At 66.4% G+C, this 22,192-nt stretch carries 30 protein-coding genes; 15 read left to right on the forward strand and 15 right to left on the reverse strand.

Annotated elements, in window-relative coordinates; all coding sequences use genetic code 11:
• Window positions 1-259 precede the first annotated feature (259 nt).
• The gene (locus ACREB7_RS12490) at window positions 260-2,821 is read left to right on the forward strand and encodes a TonB-dependent receptor (RefSeq protein ID WP_431592600.1); all 2,562 of its coding nucleotides are present in this window, start codon (window positions 260-262) and stop codon (window positions 2,819-2,821) included.
• A gap of 98 nt (window positions 2,822-2,919) precedes the next feature.
• Here ACREB7_RS12490 and ACREB7_RS12495 read toward each other — a convergent pair whose 3' ends face one another.
• The 10 genes from ACREB7_RS12495 to ACREB7_RS12540 all read right to left on the reverse strand — a co-directional run bounded on the left by ACREB7_RS12495 (window position 2,920) and on the right by ACREB7_RS12540 (window position 6,659).
• A complete protein-coding gene (locus ACREB7_RS12495; RefSeq protein ID WP_431592601.1) occupies window positions 2,920-3,330 on the reverse strand; it encodes a SufE family protein in 411 nt (136 codons plus the stop codon).
• A gap of 210 nt (window positions 3,331-3,540) precedes the next feature.
• On the reverse strand, window positions 3,541-3,792 hold the full coding sequence (locus ACREB7_RS12500; RefSeq protein ID WP_431592602.1) for a hypothetical protein: 252 nt from the start codon (window positions 3,790-3,792) through the stop codon (window positions 3,541-3,543).
• Window positions 3,793-3,815: 23 nt separating this feature from the next.
• Window positions 3,816-4,085, reverse strand: a complete 270-nt coding sequence (locus ACREB7_RS12505; protein ID WP_431592603.1) for a hypothetical protein — start codon at window positions 4,083-4,085, stop codon at window positions 3,816-3,818.
• A 28-nt stretch (window positions 4,086-4,113) separates the two neighbouring features.
• Complete coding sequence (locus tag ACREB7_RS12510; RefSeq protein ID WP_431592604.1) at window positions 4,114-4,386, reverse strand: hypothetical protein; 273 nt, start codon at window positions 4,384-4,386, stop codon at window positions 4,114-4,116.
• Window positions 4,387-4,397: 11 nt separating this feature from the next.
• Window positions 4,398-4,715 (reverse strand): hypothetical protein, encoded by a 318-nt coding sequence (locus ACREB7_RS12515; protein ID WP_431592605.1) that lies wholly within the window; start codon window positions 4,713-4,715, stop codon window positions 4,398-4,400.
• A gap of 11 nt (window positions 4,716-4,726) precedes the next feature.
• Window positions 4,727-5,026, reverse strand: coding sequence for a hypothetical protein (locus ACREB7_RS12520; RefSeq protein WP_431592606.1), 300 nt, complete (start codon window positions 5,024-5,026; stop codon window positions 4,727-4,729).
• Between the two features lie 29 nt (window positions 5,027-5,055).
• Complete coding sequence (pspC, locus tag ACREB7_RS12525; RefSeq protein WP_431592607.1) at window positions 5,056-5,436, reverse strand: envelope stress response membrane protein PspC; 381 nt, start codon at window positions 5,434-5,436, stop codon at window positions 5,056-5,058.
• Between the two features lies 1 nt (window position 5,437).
• Window positions 5,438-5,716 carry an envelope stress response membrane protein PspB gene (gene pspB / locus ACREB7_RS12530; protein ID WP_431592608.1) on the reverse strand — a complete coding sequence of 93 codons (279 nt, stop codon included), beginning with the start codon at window positions 5,714-5,716 and terminating at the stop codon, window positions 5,438-5,440.
• Window positions 5,717-5,728: 12 nt separating this feature from the next.
• The gene (gene pspA / locus ACREB7_RS12535; protein ID WP_431592609.1) at window positions 5,729-6,394 is read right to left on the reverse strand and encodes a phage shock protein PspA; all 666 of its coding nucleotides are present in this window, start codon (window positions 6,392-6,394) and stop codon (window positions 5,729-5,731) included.
• A 91-nt stretch (window positions 6,395-6,485) separates the two neighbouring features.
• Window positions 6,486-6,659, reverse strand: coding sequence for a hypothetical protein (locus ACREB7_RS12540; protein ID WP_179102011.1), 174 nt, complete (start codon window positions 6,657-6,659; stop codon window positions 6,486-6,488).
• Between the two features lie 174 nt (window positions 6,660-6,833).
• Here ACREB7_RS12540 and pspF point away from each other — a divergent pair, with 174 nt between their 5' ends.
• Window positions 6,834-7,859: a phage shock protein operon transcriptional activator gene (gene pspF / locus ACREB7_RS12545; RefSeq protein WP_431592610.1), complete on the forward strand. Its 1,026-nt coding sequence runs from the start codon at window positions 6,834-6,836 to the stop codon at window positions 7,857-7,859.
• 100 nt (window positions 7,860-7,959) lie between these two features.
• Here pspF and ACREB7_RS12550 read toward each other — a convergent pair whose 3' ends face one another.
• Window positions 7,960-8,478 carry a hypothetical protein gene (locus ACREB7_RS12550; RefSeq protein ID WP_431592611.1) on the reverse strand — a complete coding sequence of 173 codons (519 nt, stop codon included), beginning with the start codon at window positions 8,476-8,478 and terminating at the stop codon, window positions 7,960-7,962.
• A 226-nt stretch (window positions 8,479-8,704) separates the two neighbouring features.
• Between ACREB7_RS12550 and rplU the strand changes: the two genes are divergently transcribed.
• The 3 genes from rplU to ACREB7_RS12565 all read left to right on the forward strand — a co-directional run bounded on the left by rplU (window position 8,705) and on the right by ACREB7_RS12565 (window position 10,345).
• Window positions 8,705-9,181: a 50S ribosomal protein L21 gene (rplU, locus tag ACREB7_RS12555; protein WP_431592612.1), complete on the forward strand. Its 477-nt coding sequence runs from the start codon at window positions 8,705-8,707 to the stop codon at window positions 9,179-9,181.
• A 48-nt stretch (window positions 9,182-9,229) separates the two neighbouring features.
• On the forward strand, window positions 9,230-9,499 hold the full coding sequence (gene rpmA, locus ACREB7_RS12560) for a 50S ribosomal protein L27 (protein WP_431592613.1): 270 nt from the start codon (window positions 9,230-9,232) through the stop codon (window positions 9,497-9,499).
• Between the two features lie 237 nt (window positions 9,500-9,736).
• Window positions 9,737-10,345 (forward strand): GNAT family N-acetyltransferase, encoded by a 609-nt coding sequence (locus ACREB7_RS12565; protein WP_431592639.1) that lies wholly within the window; start codon window positions 9,737-9,739, stop codon window positions 10,343-10,345.
• A gap of 142 nt (window positions 10,346-10,487) precedes the next feature.
• Here the strand turns inward: ACREB7_RS12565 and ACREB7_RS12570 are convergent, their stop codons facing one another.
• A complete protein-coding gene (locus ACREB7_RS12570; protein WP_431592614.1) occupies window positions 10,488-11,081 on the reverse strand; it encodes a DUF937 domain-containing protein in 594 nt (197 codons plus the stop codon).
• Window positions 11,082-11,259: 178 nt separating this feature from the next.
• Between ACREB7_RS12570 and ACREB7_RS12575 the strand changes: the two genes are divergently transcribed.
• From ACREB7_RS12575 to ACREB7_RS12585, 3 genes are all read left to right on the forward strand, one after another.
• The gene (locus ACREB7_RS12575) at window positions 11,260-11,649 is read left to right on the forward strand and encodes a DUF3597 domain-containing protein (protein WP_431592615.1); all 390 of its coding nucleotides are present in this window, start codon (window positions 11,260-11,262) and stop codon (window positions 11,647-11,649) included.
• A 127-nt stretch (window positions 11,650-11,776) separates the two neighbouring features.
• Complete coding sequence (locus ACREB7_RS12580; RefSeq protein ID WP_431592616.1) at window positions 11,777-13,630, forward strand: DUF885 domain-containing protein; 1,854 nt, start codon at window positions 11,777-11,779, stop codon at window positions 13,628-13,630.
• A complete protein-coding gene (locus tag ACREB7_RS12585; RefSeq protein ID WP_431592617.1) occupies window positions 13,627-14,106 on the forward strand; it encodes a hypothetical protein in 480 nt (159 codons plus the stop codon). The genes ACREB7_RS12580 and ACREB7_RS12585 overlap by 4 nt, the downstream gene beginning before the upstream one ends.
• Window positions 14,107-14,126: 20 nt before the next feature.
• Here ACREB7_RS12585 and ACREB7_RS12590 read toward each other — a convergent pair whose 3' ends face one another.
• Genes ACREB7_RS12590 through ACREB7_RS12600 form a run of 3 tightly spaced genes read right to left on the reverse strand, consistent with a single transcriptional unit; the run spans window position 14,127 to window position 16,597 of the window.
• Window positions 14,127-14,447: a hypothetical protein gene (locus ACREB7_RS12590; protein ID WP_431592618.1), complete on the reverse strand. Its 321-nt coding sequence runs from the start codon at window positions 14,445-14,447 to the stop codon at window positions 14,127-14,129.
• Window positions 14,448-14,479: 32 nt separating this feature from the next.
• Window positions 14,480-14,947, reverse strand: coding sequence for a hypothetical protein (locus tag ACREB7_RS12595; protein ID WP_431592619.1), 468 nt, complete (start codon window positions 14,945-14,947; stop codon window positions 14,480-14,482).
• 48 nt (window positions 14,948-14,995) lie between these two features.
• The gene (locus ACREB7_RS12600; RefSeq protein ID WP_431592620.1) at window positions 14,996-16,597 is read right to left on the reverse strand and encodes a phosphoenolpyruvate carboxykinase; all 1,602 of its coding nucleotides are present in this window, start codon (window positions 16,595-16,597) and stop codon (window positions 14,996-14,998) included.
• A 280-nt stretch (window positions 16,598-16,877) separates the two neighbouring features.
• Between ACREB7_RS12600 and ACREB7_RS12605 the strand changes: the two genes are divergently transcribed.
• The 7 genes from ACREB7_RS12605 to ACREB7_RS12635 are packed head-to-tail and all read left to right on the forward strand — an operon-like array spanning window position 16,878 to window position 22,147.
• A complete protein-coding gene (locus tag ACREB7_RS12605; RefSeq protein ID WP_431592621.1) occupies window positions 16,878-17,588 on the forward strand; it encodes a response regulator in 711 nt (236 codons plus the stop codon).
• Entirely contained in the window at window positions 17,554-19,170 is a 1,617-nt protein-coding gene (locus ACREB7_RS12610; RefSeq protein ID WP_431592622.1) for an ATP-binding protein, read from the forward strand. The genes ACREB7_RS12605 and ACREB7_RS12610 overlap by 35 nt, the downstream gene beginning before the upstream one ends.
• 54 nt (window positions 19,171-19,224) lie before the next feature.
• Window positions 19,225-19,671 carry an HPr kinase/phosphorylase gene (locus ACREB7_RS12615; RefSeq protein WP_431592623.1) on the forward strand — a complete coding sequence of 149 codons (447 nt, stop codon included), beginning with the start codon at window positions 19,225-19,227 and terminating at the stop codon, window positions 19,669-19,671.
• Window positions 19,668-20,606 (forward strand): RNase adapter RapZ, encoded by a 939-nt coding sequence (gene rapZ / locus ACREB7_RS12620; protein WP_431592624.1) that lies wholly within the window; start codon window positions 19,668-19,670, stop codon window positions 20,604-20,606. The genes ACREB7_RS12615 and rapZ overlap by 4 nt, the downstream gene beginning before the upstream one ends.
• Before the next feature lie 14 nt (window positions 20,607-20,620).
• Window positions 20,621-21,049: a PTS sugar transporter subunit IIA gene (locus ACREB7_RS12625; protein WP_431592625.1), complete on the forward strand. Its 429-nt coding sequence runs from the start codon at window positions 20,621-20,623 to the stop codon at window positions 21,047-21,049.
• Complete coding sequence (locus tag ACREB7_RS12630; protein WP_431592626.1) at window positions 21,046-21,324, forward strand: HPr family phosphocarrier protein; 279 nt, start codon at window positions 21,046-21,048, stop codon at window positions 21,322-21,324. The genes ACREB7_RS12625 and ACREB7_RS12630 overlap by 4 nt, the downstream gene beginning before the upstream one ends.
• A 4-nt stretch (window positions 21,325-21,328) precedes the next feature.
• Window positions 21,329-22,147, forward strand: coding sequence for a TrmH family RNA methyltransferase (locus tag ACREB7_RS12635; RefSeq protein WP_431592627.1), 819 nt, complete (start codon window positions 21,329-21,331; stop codon window positions 22,145-22,147).
• The last annotated feature ends 45 nt before the right edge of the window (window positions 22,148-22,192 follow it).

Here is a 22,192-nt window from a genome sequence, read left to right on the forward strand (position 1 = left end):
CCGTCAGGGCGCGCGCCGACGATGTTGCATTGCAGCAACACCTGGCCGGAAAAACGCCGGCCCGCTTGTGGATAACTCGAGCCGCGTAACGCAAATTCGCGCTTTTTCGAGCTTTTCCCGATCGGCCCGCCGCGCGCGGCTTGCACTGTCACATTTGCTGTCACAATCGTGCCACATGCGGGCTTCAGGGGCGCTCGCAGGTTGAGGCGCGCCCCAAGTCGTGCGCCTGCCAAATGCACCACAAAGGGGACATCCTACCATGAAATTCCGTCACTCGCTTGCCGCCAGCGTTGCGCTGATCCCGGTCGCGCTGCTTTCCACCCCGGCCTTTGCCCAGTCGACCGGCTCGGTCGACTTCGACGAAGAAATCGTCGTCACCGGCACCTCGGCGACCGACGTCGCCGGCATCAGCTCGCCCGACACGTCGAAGGCCAAGGCCGTCCTGGGCCAGGAAGTCATCGAGCGCCAGAACCCCGGCCAGACCATTCTCGACACGATCAACCTGGTCCCCGGCGTCAACTTCACCAACAACGACGCCTATGGCTCGGCCGGCGGCCAACTGACGATCCGCGGCTTTTCGGCCGACCGCATCAGCCTGACCTTCGACGGCGTGCCGCTCAACGATTCGGGCAACTATGCCATCTATTCGAACCAGCAGCTCGACCCCGAGCTGATCGAGCAGGTCAACGTCAACCTCGGCACCACCGACGTCGACAGCCCGACCGCCGCGGCGACCGGTTCGACCGTCAACTATCGCACCATGGTTCCGACCGAAGAATTCGGCGTCAAGCTTTCGGGCTCGGCCGGCGAATATAGCTTCATGCGCATCTTCGGCCTGGTGAACACCGGCGCCTTCACGCCGTTCGGCACCCGCGCCTTCCTGTCGGCCTCGACCGCGTCGAACGACAATCCGTTCAACAACTATGGCCGCCTGCGCAAGAAGCAGTTCAACGGCCGCATCTGGCAGCCGATCGGCGACAATGGCGACTTCGTGTCGGTGTCGGGCCATTATAACGTCAACCGCAACAACTTCTTCGGTTCGGTGCCGCTGCGCCTCGACGCCAACCGCGTCGTCGGTTCGGGTTCGGGCAACCGCTTCCCGCTCAACAATGACGAGCGCGAATATGACATCGCCTTCCCCTGCACCACGGCCGCGACGGTTCGTCCGGGCGTTGCCGATGCGGGTTCGAGCTGCGGCACCGAATTCGACCGCCGTTACAACCCGTCGAACACGGGCAACATTCGTGGTGCGTCGAAGTTCACGCTGGCCGAAGGCATCGTGCTGACGGTCGACCCCAGCTATCAATATGTGAAGGCCAATGGCGGCGGCACCGTGTTCGCCCGCGAACGCTTCTTCGACATCAATCCGGGCGCCGGCGTCACCAACGCCACCGGCTATCTGGGCGGTCGCCCCTATTTCGGGCGTGACCTCAACGGCGACGGCGACCTGCTCGACGAAGTCGCGATGCTGGCCCCCAGCCAGACCCAGACGCATCGGTACGGCGTGATCGCCAACCTGCGCTGGGACATCAACGACGCGCACACCGTCCGCGTCGGTTTCACCTATGACCGCGCCCGCCATCGCCAGACCGGCGAAGTCGGCCTGCTGCAGTTCAACGGCGAGCCGTTCAGCGTCTTCCCGGTCACCGACGCCCCGCAGGTCGACAACACCGGCGTCGTCCTGCAGAAGCGCGACCGCCTGTCCTATGCGATCCTGTCGCAGGTTTCGGGTGAATATCGCGGCGAATGGGCCGACGGCCGCCTGATCACCACGATCGGCATCCGCGCGCCCTTCTTCAAGCGCGACCTGAACAATTATTGCTTCACCACCAGCGATACCGGCTTCGTCGATTGCTTCGGCGGCGCCGGCGCCGATCCGCGCAACGCGACCTATGCGGGTCTGAACCCGACGATCCAGGGTCCGCAGCAGCGCGTGCTGAAATATGACGACATCCTTCCGAACATCGGCCTGCAGTTCAAGCCGAACAACCAGATGTCGGTCTTCGCCAACTATTCGAAGGGCCTGCAGGTTCCGGGCACCGACGCGCTGTACAACGCGTTCTTCTTCGCCCCGAACACGCCGTCGGCGCGTCCGGATCCGGAAACGACCGACAACTTCGACCTCGGCTTCCGCTATCGCACGAGCAAGGTCCAGGCGCAGCTGTCGGGCTGGTTCACCAAGTACGACAACCGCCTGGCTTCGGCCTTCGACGAGGAAACCCAGCGCAACCTGTACCGCAACCTGGGCCGCGTCGACAAATATGGCATCGACGGCAGCGTCTCGTACCAGCCGATCCCGCAGCTCGCGGTCTATGCCTTTGGTTCGTACATGAAGTCGAAGATCAAGGACGACGTCCGCTCGGGCACCTGCACCGCGGCGCAAGTCGGCGTGGTCGCCGGTTGTACCGCCGTTGGCGATCCGATCTTCACCCCGACGGCCGGCAAGCGCGAAGGCGGCGCCCCCGCTTACTCCTATGGCGCCTCGGTTCGCGGCACCCTGGGTCCGGTCGAGCTCGGCATCACCGGCAAGCGTACCGGCGGTCGTTATATCTACGACACCAACCTGCCGATCGTCTTCAACGGCACGACCGTCTATCCGGCGAAGACCAACGCCTATTGGCTGGTCAACCTCGATGCGCGCCTGAGCCTCGAGTTCCTCGGCCTGAACGACAAGACCTTCTTCCAGGTCAATGTCTACAACCTGTTCGACTCGCTCTATGTCGGCAACTACACCTCGTCGCTGTCGCAGGGTTCGTCGGCGCCGAACGCCCAGATCGGCGCCCCGCGCACGATCAGCGGCACGCTGACCGTCGGCTTCTAAGCCGCACGCCAGACCGGAAAACAGGGCGCGGGAGGCAACTCCCGCGCCCTTTTTCTTGGGCGGAACGATTGCGACGGCGCCGCCTCGCGGCGACCCGCCTAGCCCGCAGCGAGGCGGCGGGCGGTGTCCTGGACGAGCGCGATCATGTTGGGGACGCCCTGGGTGCGGTTCGACGACAGCTGGCGCGTGAGGTCGAAGGGGGCGAGCGCGGCGGTGACGTCCATCGCCGCAACCTCGGCGGCGGGCTTGTCCTGCACGGCGGCGAGGACGAGAGCGACGATGCCCTTGGTGATCGCGGCGTTGCTGTCGGCAAGGAAGTGCAAGGCGCCGTCATCCTGCGGCACCGGATAGACCCAGACGCTCGCCGAGCAGCCGCGCACGAGCGTCGCGTCGGTCTTGAGCGCGTCGGGCATCGGCTCGAGGCCGCGCCCGAGTTCGATCAGCAGGCGATAGCGATCGTCGCCGTCGAGAAAGTCATATTCTTCGAAAATGTCGTCGAGGCTGCGCATGGGCGCGCCAGTGACAGATTTGGCGGGGCGTGGGAAGCCTCTGGCTCGCATCGCGGTTCGCGATCGGCACCCTCCATCCCGATGTTCGTCATGCTGAACTTGTTTCAGCATCCATGGCCAATGCTCTCAACTGTCGCCGCGCTGGAGGAGGAGGTCCGGCCATGGACCCTGAAACAAGTTTAGGGTGACGATGGTGGGAGGGCGAGGTCCTTACAGATCGACGCCCGCCGCGATCGCTTCCAGTTTGCGCAGCCGTTCCTTGAGGTCGGCGAGTTCGATCCGCGATCCGGCGTGCGGGACGGTGGCGTCGTGGGCGATCGCGACAGGGCCATGGCCGGCGGCGAGTTCGTCGCGCTTGAGCTGGATCCAGTCGCGCCAGCCGCGCAGCGCCACGATGCTGACGATCGCGAGGGCGGTGAGCGCCACGGCGGCGGCGGTGAGGTCGGGGGTGATGAAGGCCATGAGCGTGGCTCCTTTACCGGCGTTCAGATTTGCGAGCGGTCGCGCAGCTTTTCGATTTCCTCGTCGAGGGTGGCGGCGCGGTTGTTGTCGGTGGCGATGCGTTCGAGGACCTGGATGCGGTCCTTGAGGGTGCGGATCTCGGCCTGCAGCGCCTTGGTTTCGGCGTCGTCCCTGGGGGCGCCGACGAAATATTCATTGCCCCGCCGGTCGCGGCGGATGCCGTGCTTGGCGCGGACGATGCTGCCGATCGTCACGATCAGGACGATGCCGACAACCATTTCAAACGGGCCCATGGGGAAGATCCTTTCTCTATATCTTGTTTTAGTTGAGCGGCGCGTCGCGCAGCTTTTCGATCTCGTCCGACACCTCGATGCCGCGGTCGGTCACGATGCGTTCGAGAACGCGGACCCGGGCCTCGAGCCGTTCGGTGTGCGCCGCATATTGGGCGGCCTTTTCGGCGGTTTCGTTCGACAGCAGCGTCATCTGCTTTTCCTTGAACTTCAGGTGCCGCTTGTACATGTCGCCGCCGATTCCCAGGATCACCGGGATGCCCACGACGATGAAGAAAAAACCGAGGACAAATCCGCCGCTCATCGTTCCGCTCCTCAGTTCGACGGGCGCCGCAGCGCCTCGATCTCGCTCGCCAGCCGGTGGCTTTCGTCGGTGACGATGCGTTCGACCACCGCCAGCCGGTCCTTGACCGAGCCGAGCTCGGCGCGGAGCTGGGCATTTTCCTGGCTGATCAGCTTGACGCGTTCCATCGCCTCGTCGCCGGCCTTGGGATAGACCGCCTTGCCCCAGCTGTTCTCGAGCGGATAACCGTTCTTGACGCGGAGCCAGGTGGTGAAGACCCAGCCGCCGACCGTCGTGATGCCGATGATGGCGGCGACGGGGGCGATGGCGTTCAGTACATCGAGATTCATGGTTGTTCCCCTCAGCGCAGCCGGTCGATCTGGTCGGCGAGTTGCGCGGCCTGGCCTTCATTCTCGGTCGCGATGCGTTCGAGCACCGAGATCCGGTCTTCGAGCCGGACGATCTTGTCGGCGAGCTTGGCATTGTCGTCCGACAGCAAAGCGATTTTTCGATCAGCGTCGGCGTCGGTTCGATGAACCGTGCCGCCCCATTCATTCTCAACGGGATAGCCGTGCTTGGCGCGGATCCAGGTGGTGAACATCCAGCCGCCGATCGACAGTGCGATGATGGCGAGGACAAAACCGGTACCACCGAAATTCATTGATCTTCTCCCTGTTGCCCAGTGTCCGCTCAGCGCAGCGCGTCGATTTCGTCGGCGAGGCGGCGGTTATGGCTGGTGTAATATTGTTCGATGTCGGCGAGCCGGCGGTCGATGTCGCGGAAACGCGAGCGAATGTCGCGGGTCGACGCGGTCGGGTTCGAGCGCACGCCCTGCCAGAACTTCGCCTCCTCGTTCGAGCCATAGAGCGCGAAGGGTTTCGGCGTGCCCATCCACGCGACCATCCAATAAGCGATCAGCGTCCAGGGGAAACCGCCCATCAGCGTGAGGAGGACGGCGCCGACGCGGACCCAGAGCACATCGACCCCGCTGTAATCGGCGATCCCCGAACAGACGCCGCTCCATTTGGCATTCTGTTTGTCGAGGTAGAATTTGGTACGGCTGGCAGACATCTCAGTTCCTCCTGCTCGGGTTTTCGAGTTGCGCCAGATCTTCATCGCTGCGAACCGCGGGGCGGAAATCGGGATGGTCGGCGCTGATGATGCGTTCGACGGTGTGGAGCCGGTTTTCGAGCCGGCGGGCGGTGTCGTAAAGTTCGTCGAGCAGCTGCTCATCTTCTCCGGTCAGCGTCTTGGCCTGTTTCCACTTGGTGATGTAGTGGAGGATCAGCCAGGGCAGACCGATGAAGAGGATGCCCAAGACGATCGGGGCAATGATGATTCCTTCATCCATCGGTCCGGCTCCTTATTGCTTGCCGGCCTGGGCGGCCTTGAGGGCGGCGAGCTCCTCGGCGACCTTGTCGGCGGCCTGGAGGTCGGCGAATTCCTCGTCGAGCGACTTCTTGTAGCCCAGCCCCGCGGCCTCGGCGCGGCCTTCGGCCTCGTCGACGCGGCGTTCGAGGGTTTCGAAGCGCGAGAAGGCGTCTTCGACCCGGTCGCCGTTGGTCATCTCGCGCAGCTTGTAGCGATTCTCGGCGCTTTCGAGGCGGGTCGAGACGCTCGACTGGCGGGCGCGGGCTTCGCTGAGCTTCTTCTGCAGCTTGGCGATGTCGTTCTCATAACCCTTGAGCGCGTCGTCGAGCACGGCGATTTCGGCTTTCAGGCGCTCGGCCATGTCGCCGGCCTTCTGCTTTTCGACGAGCGCGGCGGTGGCGAGGTCTTCGCGGTCCTTCGACAGCGCGAGTTCGGCCTTTTCCTTCCAGCTGTCCTGCAGGGTTTCGAGCTTGGTGATGTGGCGGCGCATTTCCTTCTGGTCCGCGATGGTGCGGGCGGCGGAGGCGCGGACTTCGACCAGCGTCTCGTTCATCTCGAAGATGATCTGGCGGATCATCTTTTCGGGATCCTCCGCGCGGTCGAGCAGATCGGTGACGTTGGCGGCGATGATGTCGCGGGTGCGTGAAAAAATACCCATGTGACTAAACTCCTGTCGAAACCTTTGAGCGTTTAAAAATGCTGGTGCCGGGGCGGGGCAAGGGGGGAGAGTGCCCCGGCACCAGTGCCGGTCAAGCCATTTGGCTGACCGCCGGGGTGGCTGCAGCGGCCGCGATCGCCATCCCGCCCGGGGAAGCGGCGATGCCGAAGGCGACTTGGGGCTGGTCGATCACGCCGACGAGAATGGCCAGGGCGCCGATCGCGCTGAGCGCGAAAGTGGTCGTCTGGGCAAAAATCGGTTTCATGGTCGTCCATCCCTTTTTCGCTGCACCGGTGCGAGTTGCGCCGGTTCGATAAATGTAATGCAGAGAGCGTGCCAATTGCCGCGAAGCGCCGAAAACCGCCTAACTTCACACTGAAATCGCATTTTGCGCCGATTTGGCTTGCCAATCAGCGGGAATTTTTGCCAATCATTGGGAATGGAGCGCGAAAGCCAATTCATCGGCCAGTCGGCCGCCTTTCAGGACTCGGTCGAACGCGCCAGCCTCGCCGCCTCGCTCGACCGTCCGGTGCTGGTGATCGGCGAACGCGGCACCGGCAAGGAGCTGATCGCCGAGCGCCTCCACCGCCTGTCGACGCGGTGGGACAAACCCTATGTCATTATGAACTGCGCCGCGATGCCCGAGACGCTGATCGAGAGCGAGTTGTTCGGGCATGAGGCGGGGGCCTTCACCGGCGCGACGCGGACGCGCGCGGGACGCTTCGAGGAGGCCGACGGCGGCACCCTGTTCCTCGACGAACTCGCGACGCTGTCGATGGGCGCGCAGGAACGCCTGCTGCGCGCGGTCGAATATGGCGAGGTGACGCGCGTCGGATCGTCGCGCCCGATCCGCGTCGACGTGCGGATCGTCGCGGCAACCAACGAACATCTGCCCGCGCTGGTCGACGACAATCGGTTCCGCGCCGACCTGCTCGACCGGCTGTCGTTCGAGGTCATCACCCTGCCCCCGCTGCGCGCGCGCGAAGGCGATATCGAGGTGCTCGCCGCCTATTTCGGCACACGCATGGCGGCGGTGCTCGGCTGGGACGAATGGCCGGGCTTCGGCCCGCGCGCGCTCGCCGCGATGGAAGGGCACGACTGGCCGGGCAATGTCCGCGAGCTGCGCAACGTCATCGAGCGCGCCGTCTATCGCTGGGCCGATCCCGAAAAGCCGGTCGATGCGCTGAGCTTCGACCCCTTTGCGAGCCCCTGGCAGCCGGCGGTGCGCAAAACGGCGGCCAAAGCCGATGCGGCCGCGCCCACATCGGCGGAGAGCGCCCCTGCCCTGACCGCACCGCCCTCAGGGACGGTGAGCGACCTGCGCGCGGCGGTCGATGCCTATGAAAAGCAGATCCTGTCCGACACGATGGCGCGCTGCCGGTTCAACCAGAAGATCGCGGCGGAAGCGTTGGGACTGAGTTACGACCAGATCCGCCATGCGTTGAAGAAGCATGGGTTGAATTAGGGACTCGTCGCCCCCGCGCAGGCGGGGGCCGCAGGAATGTTTGGGCCAGCATCGCCGCACAAACCGCTGGTGGGCTCCGCCTGCGCGGGGGCGACGTTTCCTATTCCCCCGGCAGCTGCCGGCTCAGCGCCTCGATCACCGCATCCTGCGCCGACACCTGCTCCGCGAGGCGGTCGCGCAGCGCATAGATATCGGGGAGGCCGTCGATCGCCTCGTCGACGCTGCGTTCGATATAGAGGCGTTCGAGATCGGCGAGCGCGGCGGTGAGCGGCGCGCGCGCAGCGGTGAGGCGCGAAATCGCCTGCTGCGCGACGACCCAGCGTTCGCTGGCGACCGCAGCGCCGGCGGCGGCGCTGACCAGTTGGGCGGTCGAATCGCGCTCGGCGGCAAAGGCCTGCTGCCCGGCGGCGCCGTCCGCTTCCCAGCGCGCGAGGCGACCGGCGAGATCGGCGGGCAGCGGGCCCGGCGGCGGCACGACCACCGGCGGCGGCGCCACATTGAGCCGCCCCTCGACCGCGCGCTTGGCGAGCGACGGGGCGGTGGGCGACTGCGCCGCGGCGCAGGCCGAAAGGGCCAGCGACGCCGCCGTGACCGGGAGCAAAAGGAGCAAGCGCTTCATCGCCGCCCCTGATATGGGGGCGAACGCCGGGCAGCAAGCACCGAATCGGCCAGCCGGGCGCGAATCGGCGGAGACCGGCAAAAAGCCGCAAAAGCACGGAAATATGCGGTTGACAGCTCGGCCCTCGCTCGCTAGTGGGCCTGACTTTCCCGCATGCCGGAAAAATCGCCTGCTTCGGCAGGGGACTGGTGCGCGGGTGATTTAATTTTTGATTGGATGGAAGACCATGTTCGCAATCGTGCGCACGGGCGGCAAGCAGTATCGCGTCGCCGCTGGAGACAAGATCGCCGTCGAGAAGATCGCCGGTGAAGCTGGCGACACCGTGTCGCTGGGCGACATCCTGCTGGCCGGTGACGGCGGCGAAGTGAAGAGCGCCGACGGCCTCGTCGTTTCGGCCGAGATCATCGCCCAGACGCGCGGCGAAAAGGTCATCGTCTTCAAGAAGCGCCGTCGGCACAATTATCGCCGCCGCAACGGTCACCGCCAGTCGCTGACGCTGCTGCGCATCCTCGCCGTCGGCGAAGCCAAGAAGGCCGCGCCGAAGAAGGAAGCCGCACCGAAGGAAGAGGCCGCTCCGGCTGCCGAAGCCAAGGCCGCTGCACCCGCCAAGGAAGCGGCGCCGAAGAAGGCTGCCGCTCCGAAGGCCGAGGCCGCCGAAAAGAAGCCCGCTGCCAAGAAGGCAGCCCCCAAGAAGGACGCCTGAGCGCGGCAACGCGGCTCGGCCTCTCGAACGAATTAAGGAGCATCAGTCATGGCACATAAAAAAGCAGGCGGTTCATCGCGCAACGGTCGCGACTCAGCCGGCCGCCGCCTTGGCGTGAAGAAGTTCGGCGGTCAGGAAGTGATCGGCGGCAACATCATCGTGCGCCAGCGCGGCACCAAGGTGTACGCCGGCGTCAACGTCGGCATGGGCAAGGACCACACCCTGTTCGCCACCGCCGACGGCCGCGTCCGATTCCACGATGGCAAGCTTGGCCGCAAATTCGTGTCGGTCGACGCGATGGCGGAAGCCGCCGAATAAAGGACGATTCCACAGGGTCGTCCATCAAGGGATGACCCGGAACGGTCCTTTCCGCCAAGCGGAAACAAAGTTCGAAAAGAGGGAGACGGGTCACCCCCGATCTCCCTTTTTTCTTGCCCGCGATCCGCCCCTTGGCGGATGGGCGCGAAAATCGGGCCGATCATCTCCCTCATCATCGACTGTCGTCAAAGCGTCACCATCTGACGCCACGGCGACAGGCAAATGGGAGTGACGAAAATGTTTGCGCGTACCGAAAGATTGTTGCTGCGGCCCGGCTGGCAGGAAGACGCCCCGGCGCTCGCCAGGGCGATGGGAGAGGAAGCGGTGGTCCGCAATCTCGCGCGCGCGCCCTGGCCCTATCGCGAGGAACAGGCGCAGGAATTTCTCGCGCAGCCGATCGACCCCGCGCAGCCGCGCTTCCTGATCTTCAGCCGCACCGGTGGCGCGCCGCGCCTCGTCGGCGGCTGCGGCATCGCGCCGAGCGCCGCCGACAATCCCGGAGGACCGCTCGAAATGGGTTACTGGATCGCCCGCCCCTATTGGGGGCTGGGGTTCGCGACCGAGGCCGGGCGCCAGCTGATCCGCATCGCGCGGGCGATGCAGTTGCCGAGGCTCAGCGCCGGGCACTTCCTTGACAATCCCGCGTCGGGCGCGGTGCTGCGCAAGCTCGGCTTCAAGCCCACCGGCCAGATCGCCCAGCGCTACAGCCTGGCGCGCGGCGGCGAAGCGGCGTGCGCGCTGTTCGAAGAAGGGGACGGCGACAGCGATGCCGCCGTCACCCCGATGCGCGGCCATATCGGGGCGGACGAGGATTTTCGTCAGGAGCTGCGGTTGCTGGCGGCCTGACTAACGCCCTCCCCTACGGCGAGGGTTGGTGCGGTCTGTCAGTTTGCGCAAGGCCGCCAGCCCCCACCCGCTGCGACTAGGGCCCGGCTTCGCCGGACCAAGTCTCGCTGCCCTCCCCTAAAGGGTAGGGTTCTATCGGTGGTTACCCCCTGAGCTTGCCCGCCATGCCGATGATGTCGTCGAGCGGGTTGCCGTCGCCGTCGAGGTCGAGCAGGCTGCCGAGGCCGCCCAGCGCACCGCCACCGCCGCCCGACGCCGGTGCCGCACCGCCACCCAGCGCACCGCCCAGCACATTGCCGAGCATGCCACCGAGGCCGCCACCGGAGCTCTCGCCGCCGCCCTGCTTCGCCATATAACCCGCAACGAGCATCGCGAGGATGGGCAGCATCTTCTTGAGCGTGCCCGCGTCGATGCCGGTCTTCGCGGCGGCGTCGCCCGCGACCGAACGGCTGACGTCCTTCGATCCGAAAATCTGGCCGAGCACGTCATTTCCCTGTTCGACCGGGGTCGCTTGCGGCGCCAGCACCGCATCGAGCAGACCGCCGCCGCCGAGCTGACCGAGCAGGCCCCCGAGTCCTTCGATCCCGCCGCTGCCCTGCGCCTGTTTCTTGAAGCCGCCGAGGATCGCCGGGAGCAGGGCTTCGGCGCCCTGTTTCGCCAGCGCGGGGGGAATGCCGAGGTCGGTCGCCATCGATTCGATGCCGCCGGCCTGCGCAAGAATATCGGTCAGATTCATAGTCTTATGCTCCCACTCCGGCGCTGGATCGAAACGCGCCGGTGCGAGTTACTATAGCAGCGCGCGGGCCGGCGACGAGCCGTTCATTCGGCTGTCATTTCGCTGTGTCCATGCCTAATCTGCGACCGTGCGACTCCACCCCCGGGGTCGGCGCCACCGCAACTTGTGGGAGCATATCATGGGTATTTTCAGTTCGATCAAAGACGCGATTTTCGGCAAGAAGGCCGTCGCCGCGACCCCCGCCGCGCCGGCCCCGGCGACAACCGCCGCGCCCGCCGCGCCGCAGCCCGCTCCCGATGTGTCGATCAGCGACGTCGACGTCGTCGCGATCCTGACCGCGCAGGCCGCCAACGCCGGACAGGACCTCAACTGGCGCACCTCGATCGTCGATCTGATGAAGCTGCTCGACCTCGATTCGAGCCTTGCCAACCGCAAGGAGCTGGCGACCGAGCTGGGTTACACCGGCGCGCTCGACGGCAGCGCCGAAATGAACGTCTGGCTGATCAAGGCGGTGATGCGCGAACTCGCGGCGAACGGCGGCACGGTGCCCGCCGACCTGACCGACTGACAAACGGTCGCCAAAATTCGACAGGGGCCGGGAGAGCGCAGGCTTTCCCGGCCCCTTTTCATTGACCGCCACGCCGCGCCGCCTAGACAGGTTTCCAAAGAAACAAAGTCGCCGAGGGAGACCGTCCGTGCATCATCCGCTTTCCACCCCCGTCAGCCGCCGCCAGACGCTCGCCACGCTGGGCGCGGGCACCGCGAGCCTCGCCGTAGCCGGCTGCGCGACCGCCGAAGCCATCGTCGCGAGCCCGGGCGGATCGGCGCCCGACGCCCTGCTGACCTCGATCGCGAACAACCTGCTCGCGCTGTCGCCCGAGGGCGCGACCTCGCTCGGCATCGACACGGGCGAGCGCGCGGGCGAACGGGCCAGGCTGGGCGACCGGTCAGCAGCGGGGCAGCAGGCGGTCGCGGCGACGCTGAAGGCCGATCTGGCGCGGGTCCGCGCCTTCGACAAGGCGGGGCTCGACCACAAGACGCGCACCAGCCTCGCGGTCGTCGACAGCGCATACAGCGTCGCGCTCGACGGCTTCGCTTTGCCCTATGGCGATGTCGCGGTCGGCGGCTGGCGCAACACCCCCTATGTCGTGATCCAGAATGCCGGCGCCTATCTCGACATCCCCAAATTCCTCGACAGCGATCATCCGGTGAAGAGTGCGGTCGACGCCGAAGCCTATCTGTCGCGGCTCAACGCCTATCCGGGGGTGCTCGACGGCGAGACCGACCGGCTGAAGGCGGCGGGCGGCCAGGGCATGATCGCGCCCGCCTTCCTGATCGACAAGGCAGTGAAGCAGATGGAGGCGAGCCTGGCCGATGCGAAGGCGGGCGGCGGCATGGTCGACAGCCTCGCCACGCGGACCAAGGCGGCGGGGATCGCCGGCGACTGGTCGGGGCGCGCGCGGGCGATCGTCACCGGACCGGTGGCGGCGGCGCTCGAACGCCAGCTGACCGAGATGAAGGCGCAGCGGCCGAAGGCGACGATGGACGCGGGCATGTGGGCGCGGCCGGGCGGCGACGCATGGTATGCCTGGGGGCTGCGCGCCAGCACCACGACGCGCATGACCCCCGACGAGGTCCATGCGATGGGCCGCGAGGAGCTCGCGGCGCTGCACGGACAGATGGACCCGATCCTGCGCAAGATCGGTTATACGCAAGGCTCGGTCGGCGACCGAATGGTCGCGCTCGCCAAGGACCCCACATATAAATTCCCCGACAATGACGCCGGGCGCGCCGAGATCGTCGCTTATATCCAGACCTGGCTCGGCAAGATCCGCGCCGAGTTGCCGCGCGCGTTCCGCACTTTGGTGAAGGGCAATGTCGAGGTGAAGCGGCTGCCGCTCGCCGAGGAACCCGGCGCGCCCGCGGCCTATGGCGGCGCGGGATCGATCGACGGCAGCACGCCCGGACGGATGTGGATCAACCTGCGCACCACCGAATTGCACAGCAAATATTCGCTGCCCGACCTGACGATGCACGAAGCGATCCCGGGCCATGCCTGGCAGGGCGAATATGCCAACCAGATGCCGCTGATCCGCACGATGCTGGCGTTCAACGCCTATTCCGAAGGATGGGCGCTCTACGCCGAGCAGCTCGCCGACGAACTCGGCCTCTACGATGATTTCGAGGTCGGGCGGCTCGGCTATCTGCAGTCGCTGGCGTTCCGCGCGTGCCGCCTCGTGGTCGATACCGGGCTGCACGCCAAGCGCTGGACCCGCGAGCAGGGAGTCGAGTTTTTCGTCAAGGAAAATGGCTCGAACCCGCTCGAGGTCGCGAGCGAGGTCGATCGTTATTGCAGCTGGGCCGGGCAGGCATGCGGGTACAAGGTCGGGCACAGCGAGATCGTCCGTCAGCGCGGCCTCGCGCAACAGGCGCTGGGGGCGAAATATGATCTGCGCGATTTCGACAATGTCGTCGTCGAAGGCGGCAATGTGCCGCTCGACGTACTCGCGCAGAATGTCGCGGCCTATGTGGCGGGGGCGAAGGGGTGATCCCAGGCGGCCTCGCTGCGGCAGCCCTGACACTGGCCACGGCATCGGCGCCGGCGGGCTGTCCAGAGACGAGCGCCGAAGCGCTCGACATGCTGATGGAACAGGCAAGGATTTCGCTGACGGCGGGCGGCGACGGGATGGACGCCGCGCCCTTTCCCTTTCTTGGCGGAACCGCAATGGGGGTTTATCCGTCAGCGCCCGAAAGGGGCGATCGCGACCCCTTTTACTGGCAGATCCACATTCGGCTGTCGGGCACCGCCGCCGACTATCAGCAGGCCTTCCTCGACGCCCATCCTGCGGCTGGCGCGTTTCGCTCCTTCTGCAACGACAAACTCTGCGCCTGGGCGCGTTCGGACGGCCTCTCCGGCGCGCAAGCCGCCGCTTCGGTGGAGCAGAGCCATCGCTATCTCGCGATGCTCGGCACCGAACCGAAGGAGGGCAAGGTCATCCTCATCTGCCGCTATCGCCGACTGTAGGCCGGCGATAGCGGACCAGACTATTTCTTTCCGAACAGCGACCCCGCGATGCTGCTGAGGTCGTTGAGCGGGTTGCCGTCGCCGTCACGGTCGATCAGCGAGGAGATTTTGCCCAGCGCATTCTCGCCGCCGATCTGGCCGACGAGATCTTGCAATTTGTCGACCGACAGGCCGGTGGTCGCCGCCGCGCCCGCGACGGTGTCGCCGGGTTCGGGATGCGCCTTGCCGAGCGCCGCCATCGCGCTCTTCACCTGCTCCTCGCTAAGGCCGACCTTGGCTGCGAGGCCCGCGATCTGATCGCTGCCGCCCAATTGCCCCAGCAATCCGTCGAGCATTCCCATGGCCATTCTCCTGAAAAGGGTGAGTCGAAGGCTTAACCTAGGTCGGTCGCGGGCGTTTCCAAAGCGCGAATGTCGGGTTCGACAAAGCCGCGCCGCGCCGCGACCGAGAAGAGCAGGTCGCGGCTGTAGAAGCGCAGCGGCCAGTCGCGCCGCCCCATCGGCGAGAGCAGCAGCGCGTTGACGCGCGCCGCGAGACCCGTCTCGCTCGTCTCCGACAGGAACAGCCGCACCCCCGCGACATAGGCGCGGGTGATGCTGTCATGATAGCCCTGACTGTCGTCGTTGACGCCGCCGACACTCTCGTTGAAGCGGCGGATGATGCCGGCGATCTCGGCGTCGACGTCGATGTCGGGGCGTTCGCTGAGCAGCCAGAGGCAGGCGCCGAGATGCGCCTCATGCGTCCAGGCCTCGCGCGGCAAGACGCACGCAAGCAGCCCTTCGCCAAGCGCGCGAATTTCATCATCGCCTGCAAACAGGCGCGGGCTATATTCGGTGGTCATTGGTCCGGTCCTTCCGGGTGAATGAGCACCCGGAAGTTTCCGGGTCAATTACGCCGCGACGGCCGCCTGCGGTGCGGCCTGGCGGACGCCTTCGTCGACATGCTCCGCAAATTGCGCGAAATTGTCGATGAATTGCTGCACCAGCGTTTGCGCGGTGCGGTCATAGGCGGCCTTGTCGGCCCAGGCCCCCCGCGGATCGAGGATCGCGCTGTCGACGCCCGCCACCGCCACCGGATATTCGAAGCCGAAATTGGGGTCTTTGCGGAATTCGGCGTCGTTGAGGCTGCCGTCGAGCGCGGCGTTGAGCAGCGCGCGGGTCGCCTTGATCGGCATGCGCTTGATGCCGTCCATCGTCGCCATGCCGCCGGTCCAGCCGGTGTTGACCAGCCAGCACTGGACGCCGCCCTTGGCGATGCGGTCCTTGAGCAGATTGCCATAGACCGACGGGTGGCGCGGCATGAAGGGCGCGCCGAAGCAGGTCGAGAAGGTCGCCTCCGGCTCGGTGACGCCGATTTCGGTGCCGGCGACGCGCGCGGTATAGCCCGACAGGAAGTGATACATCGCCTGGTCGGGGGTCAGTTTCGCGATCGGGGGCAGCACGCCATAAGCATCGGCGGTGAGCATGATGACGGTGTGCGGGACCGGGCCCATATTATGTTCCGAGGCGTTCGGAATGAAATCGATCGGGTAGCTGCCGCGGCTGTTCTCGGCGAGGGTCGCATCGTCGAAGTCGAGTTCGCGCGTGGCGGGGTCGATGACGACATTTTCGAGGATGGTGCCAAAGCGCTTGGTGGTCGCGTAGATTTCGGGCTCGGCTTCGGGCGAGAGGCGGATCATCTTGGCGTAGCAGCCGCCCTCGAAATTGAACACCGCAGTGTCCGACCAGCCATGCTCGTCGTCGCCGATCAGCGTGCGCGAGGCGTCGGCCGACAGCGTCGTCTTGCCGGTGCCGCTGAGGCCGAAGAAGACCGCCGTGTCGCCGTTCGAACCGATGTTCGCCGAACAATGCATCGGCATCACGCCCTTCACCGGGAGCAGGTAGTTGAGGATGCCGAACACTGACTTTTTCATCTCGCCGGCATAAGCCGTGCCACCGATCAGGATCAGCTTTTCGGTGAAGTTCACCGCGACGACGGTTTCGGTGCGCGTGCCATGCTTCGCCGGATCGGCGCGGAAGCTGGGCAGGTCGATAATCGTATATTCACTCGCGAACGCCGCAAGCTCGTCGGCGGTCGGGCGGACGAGCAGCGTGCGGATGAACTGGCTGTGCCAGGCATATTCGGTGACGACCTGGACCGCGACGCGATGCTCGGGCTGCGAACCGCCGAACAGCTGCTGGCGGAACAAGCGCGGGCGCTGCGCAAGATGCGCGAAGAAATCGGCCTTGAGCGCGGCGAAATGATCGGGGGTCATCGGGACGTTGGTCTTGCCCCACCAGATGGTATCGCGCGTCTCGTCATCCTGGACGATGAACTTGTCCTTGGCGCTGCGCCCGGTGTGCTTGCCGGTGGCGACGACGAGCGGGCCATCCTTGGCGAGGACACCCTCGTCATGGCGGATCGCATCCTCGATCAGCGCCGATGTGCCCCAGTTTTCCGCCACATCCGCCGCGGTGTCGACCGCGTTGTTGCCGATGATGATCGTCGTCATAGTCCTGGCCTTTCCCAATCGCGCCGCGGCCCCACTGCATAGGTATGCAAGGCCTGCCGAGCAAAAGGGGAGGCCCGCATTTCCATGGGTGCCGACGTGACGCCGATTCCGTAAATCAGGGGTCGCGTTAGCGAGGATGAGGGAGGAGGTCAAAAGATTAAAGCGGGCCGTCGGGCGCGGCGCAAAGGCTGTGCCGTACCGGAACCCTTTACGCCACCATGCGGTTGTCGCTCGGCGGCGGATCGGCTAATCGCGTGATAATCCGCCCTATGGAAGAAGCATGACGGCAACCATCGCGCTGGTCGACGACGACCGCAACATCCTGCAATCCCTGTCGATCGCGCTGCAGGCCGAGGGCTTTGTCACGCGCGTCTATTCGGACGGCGAGGCGGCGCTGAAACCGCTGATCGACAATCCGCCCGACCTCGCGGTGTTCGACGTCAAGATGCCGCGCATGGACGGGCTCGAACTGCTCCGCCGGCTGCGCGAGAAGAGCCAGTTGCCGGTGATCTTCCTGACGAGCAAGGACGACGAGATCGACGAGGCGCTGGGACTCGCGATGGGCGCCGACGATTATATCGCCAAGCCCTTTTCGCAGCGCCTGGTGATCGCGCGCATCCGCGCCATATTGCGCCGCGTCGAGCTCAACCGGAACGCCCCGGGCGACGAGGACGAGCCGGTCGCCGACCCGATCACCCGCGGCCGGCTGACGATGGACCCGGCGCGCCACAAGGTCGAATGGGACGGCAAGGACGTGACGCTGACCGTCACCGAATTCCTGATCCTCGAAACGCTGGCCAGCCGCCCCGGCATCGTGCGCAGCCGCAACCAGTTGATGGACGCCGCCTATCAGGACGATGTCTATATCGACGACCGCACGATCGACAGCCACATCAAAAGGTTGCGGCGCAAGTTCCGCGAGGTCGACAGCGAATTCGACGCCATCGCCACGCTCTATGGCGCAGGATATCGTTTTGCCGACGAAAGCTGATCCCGCCCCCGACGCCGAGGACCAGCCGCTCGTCTGGTCGGCGCGCTGGTCGCTGACGACGCGCATCCTGGCGGTCAATATCGTCGCGATCGCGCTGCTCGCGGGCGGTTTTTTCTATCTCGACACCTATCGCAGCCGGCTTGTCGACACCCGCGTCGAGGTGATGAAGGACCAGCTCGCGATGCTCGACGAGGCGCTGGAGGCGGCGCGCCCCGACCAGCGGGCGCGGCTGATCGGCGAGTTCACCCGCATGAGCGAATCGCGGCTGCGTTTCTATGCGCGCGACGGCCGCCGGATCTATGACAGTTTCGAACATGGCCCGCCGACCTATACGCTGCGCGATCCCGACCTGCAGCCGTGGAAGCGCGACGCCGCGCGCGCGATGGACCGCGGCATCGACTGGATCGTCGGCGCCCCCAACTATCCCGATTTCGAGGAGCCGACGACCGATCGCGGCGCGTCCTGGCCCGAGGTCGCCGAAACGATGCGGAGCGGCCATGCCGCCACCCGCTTTCGCTACGCGCCCGAGCGCACCCCGCTGCTGAGCGCGACGCGCATCGTCGACCTCGAGACCCCCGAAGTGATGCTGATGACGCTGAACGCGCGCGACATCACGCGCACCGTGCGCGCCGAGCGTTTCCGCCTCGCGGTCGTCGTCGCGCTGGTGCTGCTGGCCTCGGTCCTGCTCTCGCTCTTCCTCGCACGCACCATCGTCCGCCCGCTGCGCAAGCTCGCCCGGGCCGCCGTGCGCGTCCGCCTCGGCCGCGCGCGCGAGGTCGTCGTGCCGCGCCTGCCGAGCCGCCGCGACGAGATCGGCACGCTGGCGCGCGCGCTCAGCGACATGACGCAGGCGCTGCGCGAACGCATCGACGCCGGCGAGCATTTCGCCGCCGACGTGACGCACGAGCTCAAGAACCCGATCGCCTCGGTGCGATCGGCGGTCGAGGGGCTGGGGCGCGTCCAGAGCGACGAGCAACGCGCGCAACTGCTCGCGATCGCCGACGAGGATGTCCGTCGGCTCGACCGGCTGGTCACCGACATCAGCGACGCGAGCCGCATCGATGCGCAATTGTCGCGCACCAGTTTTGAACCGATCGACGTCGGCTTGATGATCGAATCGATGCTCGCGTCGCGCGCCGCGCGCGCCGCGAGCAATGGCATCGCGCAGCCGCGCATCGCCTTTGCCCGCCCGCGCAAGGGCGCGACTTTGGTGATGGGCGACGGCCACCGGCTGGAGCGCGTGATCGACAATGTCGTCGACAATGCGATCAGCTTCTCCCCCCCCGGCGGCCTCGTCTGCGTGCGCGCGACGCGGCTGGGCAATGAGGTCCATATCGGGGTCGACGACGACGGGCCGGGGATCGAACCGTCGCAGCGCGAGGCCATTTTCCGCCGCTTTCACAGCGAACGTCCCGATGGCGAAGCCTTTGGGCGCCACAGCGGGCTGGGCCTGGCGATCGCGCGGACGATCGTCGAAGGGCACAGCGGCCATATCGCTGCGCGCGATCGCGACGACGGCAGCCCCGGGGCGAGCATGGTGATCACCCTGCCCGCCGCCGAGGGCAATGACACGGCGACGTGAGCGCCGATCCAATCGCCTTGCCCCGCCGCTGACACGCCGGTAAGTCTGAACGCCATGTTGCCGCGCCGGACCGCTCCCCAGATCGTCAATATCCACGCGAGCTGCGTCGCGGCGGGAAGCCGTGGCATTTTGATCCTCGGCGCGTCGGGACAGGGCAAGTCCGATCTGGCGCTGCGGCTGATCGATCGCGGCGCGCGGCTGGTCGCCGACGACCGCTGCGACATCTGGTTCGACCGCGACCGCCTGTGGTGCCGCCCGCCCGCGAACCTCGCCGGCAAGCTGGAGGTGCGCGGGATCGGCATCGTCGACCAGCCGTTCACCGGCCCGGTGCCGCTCGCGCTCGCGGTGCGCCTGTCCGAACGGCCCGAACGCATGCCGCCGGCGAACCAGGTCGAGGTCGTCGCGGGGGTCGCATTGCCCGCCGTGCTGATTGCGGGGTTCGAAGCCTCGGCGCCGATCAAGATATTGATGGCGCTCGATCGCCTCGGTTCCGGCCAGTGAGCGGGAGGGACCCGCGCCTGTTGCTCGTCACCGGCCTGTCGGGGGCGGGCAAGTCGACGGTGCTGAAAGTGCTCGAGGATCTCGGCTGGGAGGTCGTCGACAATCTGCCCGTCGCGCTGCTCGACGCGCTGCTCGACGCCCCCGCCGGGCAGGGCCGCGAAGGCCGTCCGCTCGCGGTCGGCATCGACAGCCGCAGCCGCGGTTTCAAGCCCGCGCCGCTGGTCAAGCGGATGAAGCAGCTCCGCGAAGCGGGCGGGCGCGATATCGATACGCTGTTCCTCGACTGCGCGGGCGCCGAACTCGAACGCCGCTTTTCGGAAACGCGCCGCCGCCACCCGCTGGCCGAGGACCGCCCCGCGGCCGACGGCATCGCGCGCGAGCGCGAGATGATGGAGCCGCTGCGCCGCTGGGCCGAGCATGTCGTCGACACGACCAATTACAGCAGTAACGACCTGCAGCAGGAAGTGCGCCAGCGCTTCGGCGACAGCGGCGAAGACGAGCCGGTGCTGAGCGTGCTGAGTTTCGGTTTCGCGCGCGGATTGCCGCGCAACGCCGACCTGGTGTTCGACATGCGCTATCTGCGCAACCCGCATTGGGACCCCAGGCTGAAGCCCGGCACGGGGCTCGACCCCGATGTCGCCGCCTATGTCATGGCCGACCCGGCCTATGAGGCGACGGTGGCGCAGATCGAGCAGCTTTTGCTGGCGCTGCTCCCGCGCTACCGCGCCGAGGGCAAAAGCTATGTCACCGTGGCGTTCGGCTGTACCGGCGGGCGCCACCGCTCGGTCCATGTCGCCGAACGTGTTGCCCGGACGCTACGCTCGGCCGGTCATGCGCCGAGCGTGACCCACCGCAACCTTGACTCCGCCCCGCAAGATGGGCTTGAGGGCAGGCCCCCGCCCGCATCTCCCGCATCCGGCGGCAAACAAGCATAAGGGTCTCGCACTTCATGCCCACTGACAAAGCCCTGCCGCTCCTCGGGATGGTCCTCGTCACCCACGGCCGTCTCGCCGAGGAGATGGTGACCGCAATGGAGCATGTCGTCGGCCCGCAGCGCGCGATCGCGACCGTGTGCATCGGCCCCAACGACAATATGGAGATGCGCCGCAAGGAAATCGCCGACGCGATCCGCAAGGTCGACGAGGGGCGCGGCGTCATCATGCTGACCGACCTGTTCGGCGGCACCCCGTCGAACCTGGCGATCAGCCTGCTCGAAGCGGGACGCACCGAAGTGATCGCCGGCGTCAATCTGCCGATGCTGATCCGGCTGGAAAGCGCGCGCAAGACCATGGACATCCGCCCCGCGGTGATCGCCGCAAAAGAGGCGGGCCAGAAATATATCTCCGTCGCGTCCGAAATGCTGGGGGTTGGCCCATGAATGAAAATAGCGAGACGGTCGAAATCACCAACCAGCGCGGACTGCACGCACGCGCCAGCGCCAAGTTCGTGACCTTTGTCAGCCGCCTGCCCGAAACGGTATCGGTCGAGGTCGAAAAGGGCGGCAGCCGCGTCAACGGCACCTCGATCATGGGGCTGATGATGCTGGGCGCGGCGAAAGGCGATTCGATCACGATCCACACCAGGGGCGACGGCGCCGACGCGGCGCTGCTCAAGCTCGTCGGGCTGGTCAAGGACAGCTTCGGCGAGGATTGACGGCATGAGCCATACGGGCCGCCGTTCCACTATCGAAAGCCTCTCCAATCCGCTGGTCAAGCGGATGCGGTTGCTGCGCGAAAAGCGCCATCGCCGCGCCGAGGGGCTGTTCCTCGCCGAGGGGCTGCGCATCGCGACCGAGGCGCGCGAGGCGGGGATCTTGCCTTTATGGCTGTTCCTGGGGCCCGAGGGCGCGGCGCATCCGCTGACGCAAGCGCTGATCGAGGCGACGCTGGCGGGCGGCGGCGAGGTGATCGACACCACCCCCGCGATTCTGTCGAAACTGTCGGGCAAGGACAATCCGCAGGCGATCGTCGCGATCTATGCCGAGCCCAAGACTGCGCTGTCGGACCTCGACCGCGAGGCGGCGCCGATCTGGCTCGTCGCCGAGCGGCTGCGCGATCCGGGCAATCTCGGCACGATGCTGCGCACCGGCGACGCGGTCGGCGCAGGCGGGCTGATCCTGCTCGACGATGTGACCGATCCCTATGCGGTCGAAGCGGTGCGCGCGAGCATGGGGGCGATCTTCACGCAAGCGCTGGTGCAGGCGCGGTGGGACGAGTTCCTGCCCTGGCTGCGCGGCGGACCGGGACAACTGGTCGCGACCTGGCTCGACGGGGCCGAGGATTATCAGGCGGTGCGCTATGCGGCGCCGACCTTCATCCTGATCGGCAATGAATCGCAGGGCATGCCCGAGGCCTATGCCGCCGCCGCCGACGTGCGGGTGAAAATGCCGATGATGGGCAAGGCCGACAGTCTGAACGCGGCGGTCGCGGCGGCGGTGATGGCCTATGAAGTGCTGAACCAGCGGCGCGCACGATAGCCCGGTTCATCGCGCCGTCACCGGAGCATAGCTAGACCCCCCTTT

The organism is Sphingopyxis sp. (genome assembly GCF_050725615.1).
In the GTDB taxonomy this organism is placed as follows: Bacteria; Pseudomonadota; Alphaproteobacteria; order Sphingomonadales; family Sphingomonadaceae; genus Sphingopyxis.